The organism is Sunxiuqinia dokdonensis (genome assembly GCF_001270965.1).
GTDB lineage: Bacteria > Bacteroidota > Bacteroidia > Bacteroidales > Prolixibacteraceae > Sunxiuqinia > Sunxiuqinia dokdonensis.
Map to the genome: position 1 here is coordinate 1 of NZ_LGIA01000223.1, position 14,151 is coordinate 14,151.

Genomic DNA, 14,151 nt, shown 5'->3' on the forward strand with positions numbered 1-14,151 from the left:
ATCCATTCCTTACCGTCAGCTCTTTGTTGAAGGTGAGTATGACTTAGTTTAGTTATATCTGAGAATGAAAGTCCGATGTTTCGGTTCAATGCATTGATTACAAATTCCTAAATGCCTTCGATGTTTTCATCAAAAAGGAATTTAATAATACTCAAAATACGGCATGGAATTATCACAAACACCTGAGGCGGGTTTTGAATCTAGCGATCTCGTTGGATTATATCGATAAGAATCCCTATTCAAAATTTAAAGTCGGTCTGGACGAAACCCACCGTGAGATTCTTTCAACTGAGGAGCTAAAGAGGATTGAAGAAAAACAGATCCAGATTGAACGATTGGCTGTTGTTCGCGATATTTTTGTATTTGCGTGCTATACCGGACTTTCATTCTCAGATATAACTAAACTAAGTCATACTCACCTTCAACAAAGAGCTGACGGTAAGGAATGGATCATTATCAATCGCAGCAAAACGAACAACAGGTGCCGGATCCCACTGCTTCCCAAAGCGAAGGAGATATTGAAAAAATACGAAGATTATCCGAAAATCTCCGGCAAGGCGATTCTTCTTCCGGTTTTGACTAACCAGAAAATGAACAGCTACCTGAAGGAATTAGGGGATATCTGCGGTATCAATAAGAATATTACCATGCACATTGCGAGACACACTTTTGCGACAACAGTAACCCTCAGCAATGGTGTCCCCATTGAAACCGTGTCAAAACTCCTTGGGCACTCGTCGCTTAAAACTACCCAGATCTATGCCAAAGTACTCGATCAAAAAATCGCGGAGGACATGGAATTACTGGAATCAAAATTGAATCAAGTTTGAATAGTCAGAATGACTTCTGCGAAACAGACGGGTACAAGAAGGGAAGCTATGTTCCGATGATTTTTGAAGTAAAAACGGCGAAGGCTAACCTGCCCCCGCTAATGCTCCAAGCCTTTGTAAATCTGCTAGCCCGCTCGGAACAGACTGATGATACAAGATATAGTCCACCGCCTTTTGAGCCATTGATGAAGCTGTCAAAAGTATTTTTTTATCTTCCTTAAATTTGCAGATCCAGCTTTTGATATAGGCGGCACTGTTATCAATCGTCGCATGTTGGATACCGGTCAAGTAACACAGGTAAGCTGCCCCCATTTCGGCCACAAGTTCTTCAACACTATAATCAGTAGACCCGAACTTGTGATTTGGCAACTTTTCATGCCTTCCTGTTCGGTTGATGTGACCTGTGGCGTGAGTTGCTTCATGATACAAAACTGAATAATATTGTTCATCTTGATAGAAAGTGCGTGGGTTTGGCATTCCAATATAGTCTCCTGCTGGTGAATAAAAGGCATGGGACTGATTCAATCTGATTTCAGGACAATTAGACCAGCAATCGATTAACTTTTCAGCCTGGTCAATCGGATCAAAATCGTGATCATAGGCTTCAGTCGTTGGAATTTTACTTTCATCAATCCCCTCGGTTTGTTTCAGATTGAAAACCGTGTAATACCGAAGCAACGGGATTCTATCAATATTACCGTCTTTATCTTCCTTATCCAATAGCTTCCAAAACACGACAGGGAAACCTTTTTCACCTCTCGAAACATGGCCTCCCATTTCTTTCACTTGTTTGAAGGTAAGAAAAAACGGGCATCCGAATTGATCAGCGACGGTAAGCAGAAACCAAAAGTTAAACCCACGATATACCTTCTTATAAACCAGGTTCTGTGGAAAACCAGTTTCAGCTTTCCATGGCATCTGCCACGGGATGATACCTTTCTCAAGGCGTTCGATAATCAGGTTGGTAACCATTTCATAAATGTCGAATGAATTATTCATAAGATTGCGCCGCTTGCCCTGCGGACTTTTTATGGCTTCTGGCACGCCGTTAAACTTAAATTTTTGGCGTACCACAATTGAGTTGTCCCGGATGAGATCAACGGGGTGCATGTCAGGTTTTCCTTGTGGAGCAAATGTGTGATTTGGGAAGGGAAAAGCTGAACGCATCTGAAGGAAACGAGCCACGAGAAGCGAGTTCCCCTTTACCGTTCCGGGAAGCGAAATAACTTTGACGGAAATTTGAGTGAACAGGCAACCTAAAAACAAATTCTCCAGAATAGCAATGGGAACGAATAAAAAATGGGCACTCCGCCCCTGTAGTTCAAAAGGGATTTCCTCTTCCGACAGAGACTTCTTTATCTGCCACAGCCGAAAGGAAACTTCAGAATTCCGATTCTCCGCAATCAGAACATAGCAGTGTGCGGGGTCGTGGGCAGTAATAGGCTACACTTCCACCGAGATGCGACCTCAGCGGTGTTTTATTTTAGTTAGCAGAATGTTGCAATGTACTTATTTGAACGGGACTCGAAATCGTATCGATGTGTTTTCGATTGATAATCAAATCAGTACAAAGAAAAAGTAGTAAAATTTTATTACTGTGCTGCTATGGGAGAGAGGAATATTTTTATCCCCGCAAAAAAATCATCGGTGTATCATGCATCAATACAAAAAGCATAGAGCTGGATTGGAAATTAGTACGCATGTTTTCATGGAATTCAAATGAAATATCCCTAATTCTATCATTTCGTTTCGACAAAAACAATATCGAATTGTCGATTTAAATTGACATGATGCGGGAAGGTGAGATGAATCTCCGGGGATTATAGGATAGTACGAGGTTAAAAGAATACGGAAGATCGATGTACAGTTGAGTTTGGGACATCATAAAAGGCTGCCCACAATGGACAGCCTCTATTACCAATCGTTAGATCCATTCTAACTAAACTAACTAACTAACTAACTAAACTTATTTTTTCACATATCGATACATTTCAGAAGCGGCCAGTAGTAGCGCTCCCACACCAAAGTTGGATGTTGAATTCTCGTCGACTACCTGGCCGGGAATGGCGCGTTCTCCAATAGGCTGCACATAGCCGACGTGTCCATTTTCCTGAATGCCGGTGGAGGTCAAATAATTCCACCCTTGCAGCGCCGTTGCCAAGTATTCTTGCTCCGAAAGCAATCCATTATTGATTCCCCAAAGGTAGCCATAGGTAAAAAAGGCTGTTCCGCTGGTTTCCGGGCCGGGTGCGTGTTCCGGATCCAGAATGCTGCGTGTCCAATATCCTTCTGGTTGCTGGGCATTTTTCAGGGTCTCAGCCATCTTTTGATAAACCGAAACAAACTCATAGCGGTGGATGTAATCTTCGGGTAAGTCCTGGAGGATCTTAGCCAAGCCGGCAAACAACCATCCATCGCCCCGGGCCCAAAAGTCTTTGAATCCGTTTGTCGATTTGTGCTTGGGATAGACATACTTGGCATCGCGGAAAAACAGGCCGGTTTCCTCATCATACATGATGCTTTTGGCATAGGCGAAGTACTCGTGCAGTTTCTCCAAGTACCGTTCATTACCCGTCACATGATACAGTTTCGTCATAACCGGCATCACCATATACAATCCGTCAACCCACCACCAGTAATCCGAGCTGTCGGTGGCCATCTGGTATTCCATCACGTCGAGCGCACGGGCAATTTTAGTCGAATCTTTGGGGTCGGTCAGGTGAAACAGATCGATGTAAGTTTGAAAACAAATCTGCCAGTCGCCGAACAGGACAAAATCATCCTTCTCACCATAGTGATATTTCCATTCGGCCTTGTTATCCGATTTGGCTCCTTTCCATTCATTTTTCTCCGCCCAGGCTTGCGAATAATCCAAGTAAGCCTGAAGCCCGGTGATTTTATACGCTTCTATATTTCCCGTGTGATAGGCAGCATGATCCCAAAAAGCCCATTGATGTTCGGGATTTTGTTGTTGCCAGTAATCGTTTACCTTAATCAGCGTGGTTTTTACGGCTTCGGCTGCCGGCAAATTCTCCGGTTGTTTTTCGGCACAAGAAAAAGTCAACGACAAAAGTAACCCCACAATGAAAATTTGTGAGAAGTTGATTCGTTCGTTCATCATTCTAAATACATTTAAAGATAAGGACTTGCAAAAGGCATTTCACAGCATAAGATCGTAAAAAGATGATTATTTCTGAACGGTCTGTGAATCAAAAACAGACAAGTCCCATTCGTCCTGCCATTTGATGACTGGTTTCTCATTTTCGAAGGTGATTGGCAGCCAGATGTAGCGTCCGTCAATGGGATCTTTTGGGCGCCAGCGGTCAGCCATGAAAATGTAGGCATCATCCATACCCTGAACTGGCAGAACAAAAGTACTTTGCGACTCAAAAGTCAGGTCGGAACCGTCGCCCACGCAAGGATTTCCGAGCTGCTCCCAAGGCCCCCAAATGGAGCTGGCTACTGCCGATCGCGCAGCATTTGGATCCCAGCCGGTACACCCCGAGGCGATCAGGTAATAAGTGTTGTTGCGCTTAAGAATGGCTGGCGCCTCATTGTGTCCGCCCGGAAACAGACGGGTGTATTTTCCAGTAAAATCGGTGTAGTCCGATGTTAGTTCGGAGATATGCAAGGTTAAATTATCTTCCGAAGAATGGATGTGATACGCGGTTCCATCGTCATCAACAAACAAAGTCATGTCGCGCGACATCTGTCCTCCTTCAAAATCACGGGCCACAAACAAGCCTTTTTTCAACGCTTCCATCCACTCGGGTGTCCACCACTCCAGTTCGGATTCAAAAGTCTGATTCTTCTCAGCTTCGGTATATTCCATGGGCCACTGGCCGGCATTGGGGCGAAGCGAACGTAGGTAGGTGAAAGGTCCGGTAACCTGATCACTAACGGCTACGGCTGTCCGGGCAGCCTCATAGCCTTTTTCTTTCAGTTCCAAATGGAACCACATCACAAACTTCCCGGTTTCTGCATTGTAAATGACCTTGGGACGTTCCATTACACAGCCCTTTTCTATGTCAGCTCCTTCTTCCTCAACTGAAGCTAACGCAATTCCTTCGTTTTTCCAGTTGTAAAGATCGGTAGATGAATAGCAACCGATTCCAACCAAAGCCGAATTTCCGCCTCGGCCAGCGGTTTTGTGCTCGCCAAACCAGTAGTACACGCCTTCGTGAAACAGGATTCCACCGCCATGAGCATTGATATGAACGCTGTCGGAATCCAACCATATTTCACCAGGTTGAAAGTTGTTATGGTACCTTTTTTCTGAATCGGTTGAGTTGGGACTTGAACAGGCAAAAGCAAAAGCTGCCATGCTGAAAAGCGAAAGGATTTTGATCCGTTTGAAAGTAGAAATTGGAATTGTCATGATTAGAAAGTTATGTTATTAAGTAAGTATCAATCAAAATTTCGTGAGCCTTTTTCGAAAATTGAAAAAAGCCAAGGAACCCCGATGCTGGAAACGGCTCGCCATGCGTTCCGAAAAATAGCACTGGTTTCTGCGTCCAAAAATAAGGGAAGGGAATTTGGAAGAGTGCCAGAAAAACAAAAGAAACTATAACAAAATCGATCTTTGTTTCGATTTTTATTTTCGTGGAATCCCTAACAGCCAGTGGGGTAGGGTGAAACTCAAATTTTCGCCAAATCATCAGAACGGAAAAACAGCTCCACTAATTTTGTTTGTTGTACCGTTCAATGTACTCTTTGGGCGTACATCCATAAAACTCCTTGAAGCAGCGTGTAAAATACGACGGACTGGCAAATCCAACCATGTAAATTATTTCGGAGATGGATCGTTTTTGCTGCACAAGCAAGCCGGCTGCATGTTTCAGGCGCTGGTTGCGAATAAACTCTTTGGCCGTTTGGCCGGTAAGTGCCTTAATCTTCCGATATACATTATTCATACTCACCCCCAAATCAGTAGCAAACAGCTCGACATCAAAGTTTGAGTCATCCAAATGTTTATTAACCGACTCCACAGCATTCTTCAGGAAAATCTCGTCGAGCGAAGGCAACTCCACCGTTTCAGGCTGAAGAATTTGTTCTTTCTTGATTCGTTCGTGCATGGTGCGCCTGATATCAAAAATATTCTGAATTTTCAGCTTCAGGGCAAGCAGGTCAAATGGCTTGAAGATATAGTCGACGGCACCAAGTCTCAGCCCCTTTATTTCATCTTCGTGCATGGTTTTGGCAGTCAGAAAAATCAGCGGAATGTGTGATACGGTGATATCTTTGCGAATCTGCTGACAAAGTTCAAAACCATCCAGCTTGGGCATCATGATATCAGAGATGACGAGGTCGGGGAATACGGCCCTGGTTTTTTCCAGGCCTTCTTGCCCATTATAAGCATTCATCACTCGAAATTCGGAAGACAGGCCAGACACCAAAAATTCATTCAACTCCGTGTCATCTTCAACCACCAGAATCAACGGTTTTTCTTCCGGTCCAATGGCCCTTGAAGTCAAAGCCACATCGGCTTCGTCAGGGGTTTCATCAGCGGGTACAGCGGTTTCCGACAAACGGATTTCGCTGGCCATTTCCTCACCGGATTGGATTGGTAAGATGACACTAAAACAACTTCCTTTTCCTGGTTCGCTTCGTACTTCGATGCGCCCTTGGTGTTGTTCCACCAGTGCTTTCGATAAAAACAGCCCAATGCCTCCAGTGCTCTGGGTGCGAAGCTGGTTGACCTGGTAAAAGCGACCGAATACTTTATCGATGTGTTCTTTTTCAATCCCAATTCCGGTATCCTCAACTTCCATGCGAATCAACGAATGGCCTTTTTGCACCTCTTCGAGTCGGGCACGCAAATCAATTCGTCCCCCATCGGGAGAATATTTGAATGCATTGGAAACCAGGTTGAAAAGCACTTTTTCAATTTTATCCGGATCAACAAAGGCAGCCAAAGGGCTTTGTTCTATGGTGATATTTAGCTTCATTCCGCGCGATTCGGCCATCGGTTTGAACGACAGATAAACCTCATTGATCATCTCTGCCAAATCAGAACGCTGAAGATGCATATGGTCCAGTACACCCATCTCAACCTTCCGGAACTCCATCAATTCGTTGACCATGCGCAACAATTTGTTGGCACTTTTCTGAATCAGGCCTGCCTGCTTTATTCCATAACTACTCAGTGTTTTATCAGCCATCAGCTCTTTTGCCGGACCAAGAATCAAGGTGAGTGGCGTGCGCAGTTCGTGGGTAATATCGGTGAAGAAATTCGATTTCATTTCATTCAACCGGTACATTTCATCGTTCTTCAGTTTTTCAAACATCAACTCACTTTTTGCATGAGCCTTGATGAACGAATATTCCTGGAAGAAGTACAAAAGACCAATAAATATCAGAATATAAAACAGGTAAGCCCAGGTTGTTTTCCACCATGGTGGGCGAATTTGAATGTGGAGCGTCGCCGCTTCTTCGCTCCAGATCCCATTGTTGTTTGTGGCTTTCACTTTGAAAATATACTTGCCTGGCGGAATATTCGTATAGGTCGCTGTATTTCGCGACCCAATCTCATTCCAGTCATTGTCAAATCCTTCCAGTTGGTAGTAATAACTGTTTTTAGCGGGGTTACTGTAGTCCATCGCCGAAAACATAAAGGTCAGCATCTTGTCGGTGTGGGATAAATGGACCTGATCGCGGTATGGTACTGTTCGGCTAGCAATGGTGTCACCCTCAGTTTGCTTGCGCGCATTCACGCTTTCATTGTAGATCAGCAAATCGGTGATGCAAACCTTCGGAGGTACCGAAAGCTTGTAAAGACTATCAGGGTAAAAGCTGATAAAACCAGATGGGTTGCCGATGATAAACAAGCCGTCATCGGCTTTAACCGAAGTATTACGCTCGAAGCTACCATTTTCATAATCGGCTAAAAAATACTCCGTATCCTCTGTGTGTAGGTTGAACTTGACAATTCCGGAGTAAAGTCTGATCCACAGGTTTTTCGAATCGTCTTCCAGAATATGGGTCACCACTTCATTGCTTAGGTTGTTAATGGAAGGATAACCCTGAAAGGAGATTTCTTCGATCGTTGTGGTTCCGTCTCGGATCACTTTGTTGAGTCCGGAATTGGTTCCAACCCAAAGGGCCCCGTTGCTGTCCTCGTAAATGGCATTGATAATGTTGTCATTGATAGAAGATGTGTCGGCGACGGAATAAAAGAACTGCTCAAACTTGCTGGTTTCAGGATCGAAGCAATTCAGTCCGTTCTGTGTTCCGATCCATACCAGGCCAGCCGAGTCTTCGTATATGATGCGAATGTTGTTATCCGACAGAAAGTCTCGACTGTTTCCTGCACCAAAATTTTTGATTCGCTTTTGGCCCTTGTTGATCGTCATTTTGGCCAGTCCACTGTGCAGGGTTCCGATCCAAATCACGCCTGCTTGTTTTTTTGAAATCACCAGGCTTGAGACTTTATTTCCGGGAATTTCCGGGCTGGTTTGCTGGTTGAAGTATTCTGCCCTTTCGGGAGCTATTTTTGAGTCGGTGTCAGCAGGATAATGAATTAAGCCGGCATCTTCGGTTCCAACCCAGAGTCCTGAACTGTCGCCTGCCAGCGAAAGGATCGAATTGGCGATATATTCTGTTTGCCCAAACTTGTATTGTGGCTTCGGAAAATCTTGCTCGAATTCATACACATCGTCCGTTCGATGATATAACCTCAGGTCGCGGTTACTCCCCATCCACAATTGATCTTCAACCCTGCTCATCGCCCGAATGGTGTAGTTTGCAGCCTGCTCCTCCGAGTGAACCTTGTAACGTTTAATCCCGGTATCAATAATGCTGGTCCGATCAATGGTTGCAGCGCCTATCCACAAAACCCCGGAGCGATCAACCATCAGCGAAGAAATACCGTTACCCGAAAGGCTGGTGGGATCATTCAGGCTATTTTGATAAACCAAAAACCGGGCATTTTCAGGATCGGCATCTTGCTGTTCAGCCTTCAAAAGATTCAATCCATCGTTCCATGTACCAATCCACAGGTTTTGATAATCATCGTAAAAGAGCTTGTAGATTACATCTGAGGCTAAGCCTCCTGCTCCTCTCCAATAGTGCGTAAAGTGAAGGCTGTCGTCGTGATCAGAGACGGTGACTTTATTTAATCCGCCACCCCAGGTTCCTATCCACAAAATACCATCTGCTGATTCTGTAATTTGGGTCACACTTCCATTGCTGATCGAGTTTTGGCCCTGCCCCGGAAGATAACGCTGGTAAGCACCGGTTTCTCCATCGATCCGCACCAATCCGTTGTAACTGGCGACCCAAAGCATTCCCCGCGAATCTTCATGAATATCGCTGATAATTTCGTTGGATAAATAATGATTACGCTCTCCGGTTTCCGGATCAAGCTTGAATAGTCCGCCGTTCCATGTTCCGATCCACAGTTGATTTTCGTGGTCTTCGTGCAGGGCAATGATCCGGTTCTGAAAATCATAGGTCATTATTTGTCCGGTGGATGGATTCAGGCGGTTCAGACCCGAAGAAGTTCCAATCCAGATATTTCCTGCCCGGTCTTCGAGTAATTCAACCACTTCGCGGTTGGTAATCGTAGTCGAATCATGAAAACTCGGCTGGTAAGTTTTCACAGAGTAACCATCGTAACGGTTCAGACCGTTCCAGGTTCCAATCCAAATAAATCCTTTTTGATCCTGAATAATGGCATTGGCTTTACTATCAACAAAACCATCTTTAATAGAAAGGTGGTTGAAATTCAATTCGTTCTGACCAAAAAGAATTGATGTTGCCAACAATAGAAAACTAACTATACCGAGGATAACACGCATGGAGGCAAAATTAATGTCCGAAAAGTCAAACACAAACAAAAATTAAAGAATCGTTAAATGGACACTGAATTCCTTAGATTGTGTTAACAAATCCGACAGTATTGCGCGGTAGTCTGCATTAGTGGCTGAAAATTAACAGGCTAGCTGTGTTAAGCAAACATTAACCTGGAGCAAACAGAGCCAATTTCCTCTTCTTACGTCTGATTTGTGCTAGAGATTTTCGAAAAAGTACAAGCCGATTCAATTTCCTGACAGCCAAAGTCGATTTCGTGCAAGCAGCCCTCTGTTTCTTTCCCCTTTTTTGTACTGTCCCAATTTCTAATTGGCAAAAGATAAAAGAAAGGTAACGATGAGGAAACTTTTAAACCAAACAGGATGCAAAGCATGCATCCACTTTTTTAAACGCTCAAGAGTCAGGCTGATTGGCCTGCTTTTATTCACGATTTTTATTGGCTTTACGGCCGATGCCAGCACCGGCAACCGTACCATCGGAGCCGATATTGAAGAAAATCGACCCTCCGAAATACCGGGAATGATGCTTATATGGCATGATGAATTTGAAGAGGACGGAAGACCCGATTCAAATAATTGGAACTATGAGTATGGTTTTGTTCGCAACCAGGAACTACAATGGTACCAACCACAAAATGCCCGTTGCGAAAATGGTCGCCTGATTATAGAAGCCCGAAGAGAGACTGTCGCCAATCCCGAGTACAACCCCCTTAAGCAAAGCTGGAAGACAAGCCGCGAGGAGGCGCACTATACTTCAGCTTGTTTAATCACCAAAGACCTTCAGGAATGGCCGGCCTTTGGGTACTTCGAAATCCGTGCTAAGGTCGATTCGTCGCAAGGCTCGTGGCCCGCAATCTGGCTGCTGGGCACTGAAAACTACTGGCCCGACTGCGGCGAAATTGATATTATGGAACTGTACCGGATCAATGGTGAACCGAATATTTTGGCCAATGTGGCCTGGGGTTCGTCAACAGCCCACCGGGGCGAGTGGGACAGCTCAACAACCAAACTGGATCACTTTCTGAGTAAAAATCCAAAGTGGGTCGAAAAATTTCATACCTGGGCTATGAAATGGGATGAGCATGCCATTCAGCTTTTTCTGGATGGAGAATTACTGAACGAAATTCCATTGCACAAAACAGTGAATCCAGATGGGGTGAATCCGTTTACAAGTGACCAGAATTTTTATCTGCTATTGAACCTGGCTATCGGATCAAACGGTGGCGACCCGTCAAATTCCAAGTTTCCGATAAATTTCGAGGTGGATTATGTGCGGGTGTACAAACAACTCAATTAGCTTAAGTAGAAGGAATCTGATAAAGCGAATCATGTCTGGAAGAGAAAATGAAATAACACAAATAAAAAAAGCCGCTTGGCGGATAGATCTGACGGCTTGGAAGTACGATTACTATAAACTCTCATGTAAACTTTTCAAATTTATGGAAAAAAAATGTCAAAGGGAATGCTCTCCCCGCGGGAGTATTGCTGAAAAATTGTTGCGAATGAAACTGGTAACTGTTCTTGTCTTGGCAGCGATCGTTACCTCATGGGCAAACAGCAATTCCCAAACAACCAAAAACAACCTTTTATCGCAGAGAACAAACTCATTTGCCAGCTCAATGCAGGCTGAGCAAACGAGAGAAATTAAAGGAACAGTCACTGATGCCAACGGACAAGGAATTCCCGGAGTCAGCGTTGTGGTTGCCGGAACAACTAACGGTACCGTAACTGATTTCGATGGGAATTACGTATTGCGTGCCTCAGGAGAAGTGAGAACGCTGGTTTTCTCTTTTGTAGGGATGAAAACACAAGAGGTAGAACTGGGAGACAAGACCACGGTTGATGTCGTTCTGGAGGACGAAACTATTGGAATCGATGAGGTTCAGGTTATTGCGTATGGAACACAAAAGAAGGTGACGATCACCGGATCGCTCTCATCGGTGGAAGGCGAAGATCTGCTCAAAGCCCCAGTTGCGTCGTTGGGAAATGCGCTTGTCGGGAAACTTTCGGGGGTTACAGCGGTCCAATTTTCGGGTGAGCCCGGAGCCGACGACCCGGACATCTTTGTTCGTGGGCAGGGAACCCTGAACTCAAACAGCGCCGCGCCGCTTATTTTGGTTGATGGCGTTGAACGCGACTTCACTCAAATTGACCCGAATGAAGTCGACAACATCACCGTTTTGAAAGATGCCTCCTCAACGGCTGTATTTGGAGTACGTGGAGCAAACGGAGTTATCTTGATCACCACCAAGCGGGGTAAAGAAGGTAAGGCTAAAATTTCCCTGTCGAGCTCGGTAGGCGTGCAGGTGCCAACCCGCTTGCTAGAATTTGCCGATAGCTACCAGTATGCCAGCTACTACAACGAAGCTCAGCTAAATGATGGTGTTGATCCGGATAACCTGAAGTTCAAACCAGACGTCCTTCAAGCGTTCAGGGATCACAGCAATCCGCTCATTTATCCTGATGTTGACTGGATGGATATGGTGCTGAAACCAGCAGCCATGCAATCTCAGCACAACATGAATATCTCAGGGGGAACTGAAAAAGTTCGTTACTTCGTATCATTGGGTGCGCTGACCCAGGAAGGATTGTTCCGTACCTTTGATTCAGGATACGATTTCAACTTCGACTACAAACGCTACAACTACCGGGCAAACCTGGACATTGATGTCACCGAAAGCACGATGCTGTCCATTAACCTTGGCGGTTACGTTTCGGATAAAAATACACCAATCTCAAACGAAGATCAAAACCAGTTGTTCCGCCACTTGTACTGGGCAACCCCCTTTGCTGGTGCCGGTATTGTTGATGGCAAGTGGATTAAAACCAACTCGGATTATATTGATAGCCCGGGAAGTGATGGACTTGATCCTTATTACGGCAGAGGTTACAACAGCCGGATCAACAACTCACTGAACGTTGACTTGATGCTTCAGCAACAGTTGGACTTTATTACAGAAGGACTGTATGCCAAAGTGAAAGGCTCATACAACACTGACTATACACACAACAAACAGCGTAGTTCTTCAATCCCTTCCTATACCACCGTGATTAACGATGAAGGGGAAGTGGTACTGCGAAAAAGCGGCGATGATGCCCAGTTGGGATTCAGCGAAAGCTTTGGTTCGGGAAGAAATTGGTATACAGAACTCAGTTTGAACTATGCACGTAAAATTGGTGCGCACAACTTCAGCGCCCTCGCCTTATATAACCAGTCGAAAACGTATTACCCAGCTACCTATACTGATATTCCTTCAGGGTACATTGGCATGGTTGGGCGTGTAACTTACGATTACTTGACACGCTACATGTTCGATATCAATGTCGGGTACAACGGTTCTGAAAACTTTGCTCCGGGAAAACGTTACGGACTATTCCCTGCGTTTTCAGCCGGTTGGATTGTGTCCGAAGAAGCTTTCATGCAAAACCAAAACGTTATTGATTACCTCAAAATTAGAGGTTCCTACGGAATTGTTGGTAACGACAGACTATACGATGGCGGAACAGCGCTTAGATTCCTATATCTCCCAAACTCTTATGTTTTGGGTGGCGATGGCTACAACTTTGGAACCAACGTCGGCGGAAACCAACCGGGGGCCTACGAAGGAAACCTGAACAACCAGGATGTAACCTGGGAGAAGGAGTACAAGCAAAACTACGGGGTGGATGTCAGCTTTTTGGATGATCGCCTGAAATTCTCAGGAGATATCTTCTTCAACCGACGCGAAGATATCTTAATTCGCATGAACTCAATTCCCGGATACCTGGGCATGTCACTTCCTCCGCTAAACAAGGGAATTGTTGAAAACAAAGGGTACGAGCTTTCATTGAAATGGGACGACTCCATTGGCTCAGACTTCAAATACTGGTTCAATGGTAACCTCTCATTTGCCCGCAATAAAATCATTGAGCAAGATGAAGTTCCTCCAACCGAAGATTACATGTGGCGAACCGGAAATCCCGTTGGGCAGCCGTTCGTTAGAACCTTCTGGGGCTTTTACGATGAGACTGCTAATGACCGCTATAAAGCACAGCACGGAACTGATATTGCTGAGCATGCCGGCGGATTGAATCCGGGAGATGCTGTTTATGTTGATCTTAACGAAGACGGCGTGATCGATTCGGATGATATTTCAGCACAAGGCTACACGAACAATCCGGAATATAGCGCCGGATTCACCATCGGCTTCATGTACAAAAACTTCGACTTCAGTATGCTGGTCAACACGGCTTGGAACACTTCACGCCTGCTGGAAGAGACTTTCCGTGATCCGCTGGGTGAAACCAGAAACCGTGGCTTGTTGCTTTCGCAATATGAAAATCGCTGGACGCCGGAGACAGCAGAAACAGCAACCCTGCCTCGCGCTTCGCTCACAGGCCGGACCAACAATACAGCCGCTTCGACATTGTTCCTGGTTGATGCCAGTTACATTCGTCTGAAGAATATCGAAATGGGATACAACCTGGACTTCCCCTTCATGGAGACAGCTAAAATTTCAAGTTTACGCCTA

The 14,151-nt window shown here is 45.0% G+C and carries 7 protein-coding genes and 1 pseudogene; 4 read left to right on the forward strand and 4 right to left on the reverse strand.

The genetic code is table 11. From position 1 onward, the window contains the following. Positions 1 to 83: 83 nt before the first annotated feature. Both NC99_RS22600 and NC99_RS21130 read left to right on the forward strand, forming a co-directional pair. A pseudogene (locus tag NC99_RS22600) lies at positions 84 to 242 on the forward strand (phage integrase SAM-like domain-containing protein); the annotation flags it as partial. Between the two features lie 63 nt (positions 243 to 305). Then, complete coding sequence (locus NC99_RS21130) at positions 306 to 830, forward strand: site-specific integrase (protein ID WP_394330554.1); 525 nt, start codon at positions 306 to 308, stop codon at positions 828 to 830. Between the two features lie 84 nt (positions 831 to 914). Here NC99_RS21130 and NC99_RS21135 read toward each other — a convergent pair whose 3' ends face one another. The 4 genes from NC99_RS21135 to NC99_RS21155 form a co-directional block, all read right to left on the reverse strand. Beyond that, entirely contained in the window at positions 915 to 2,015 is a 1,101-nt protein-coding gene (locus NC99_RS21135) for an ArdC family protein (RefSeq protein ID WP_204375086.1), read from the reverse strand. A gap of 781 nt (positions 2,016 to 2,796) precedes the next feature. Continuing rightward, positions 2,797 to 3,951 (reverse strand): glycoside hydrolase family 88/105 protein, encoded by a 1,155-nt coding sequence (locus NC99_RS21140; protein WP_239684495.1) that lies wholly within the window; start codon positions 3,949 to 3,951, stop codon positions 2,797 to 2,799. Positions 3,952 to 4,017: 66 nt separating this feature from the next. Then, positions 4,018 to 5,208, reverse strand: coding sequence for a glycoside hydrolase family 43 protein (locus NC99_RS21145; RefSeq protein ID WP_082326633.1), 1,191 nt, complete (start codon positions 5,206 to 5,208; stop codon positions 4,018 to 4,020). 301 nt (positions 5,209 to 5,509) lie between these two features. Next, on the reverse strand, positions 5,510 to 9,628 hold the full coding sequence (locus NC99_RS21155; RefSeq protein ID WP_157625141.1) for a hybrid sensor histidine kinase/response regulator transcription factor: 4,119 nt from the start codon (positions 9,626 to 9,628) through the stop codon (positions 5,510 to 5,512). A 349-nt stretch (positions 9,629 to 9,977) separates the two neighbouring features. Between NC99_RS21155 and NC99_RS21160 the strand changes: the two genes are divergently transcribed. Together NC99_RS21160 and NC99_RS21165 are read left to right on the forward strand one after the other, a co-directional pair. After that, positions 9,978 to 10,937 (forward strand): glycoside hydrolase family 16 protein, encoded by a 960-nt coding sequence (locus NC99_RS21160; RefSeq protein WP_082326634.1) that lies wholly within the window; start codon positions 9,978 to 9,980, stop codon positions 10,935 to 10,937. A 205-nt stretch (positions 10,938 to 11,142) separates the two neighbouring features. Further along, on the forward strand, positions 11,143 to 14,151 hold a 3,009-nt coding region (locus tag NC99_RS21165), incomplete at its 3' end, for a SusC/RagA family TonB-linked outer membrane protein (RefSeq protein WP_053188906.1).

Coding starts and splice junctions, on each gene's coding strand:
- NC99_RS21140 (WP_239684495.1), bottom strand. CDS start 3,951: ATGATGAACGAACGAATCAACTTCTCACAAATTTTCATTGTGGGGTTA.
- NC99_RS21145 (WP_082326633.1), bottom strand. CDS start 5,208: ATGACAATTCCAATTTCTACTTTCAAACGGATCAAAATCCTTTCGCTT.
- NC99_RS21155 (WP_157625141.1), bottom strand. CDS start 9,628: ATGCGTGTTATCCTCGGTATAGTTAGTTTTCTATTGTTGGCAACATCA.
- NC99_RS21160 (WP_082326634.1), top strand. CDS start 9,978: ATGAGGAAACTTTTAAACCAAACAGGATGCAAAGCATGCATCCACTTT.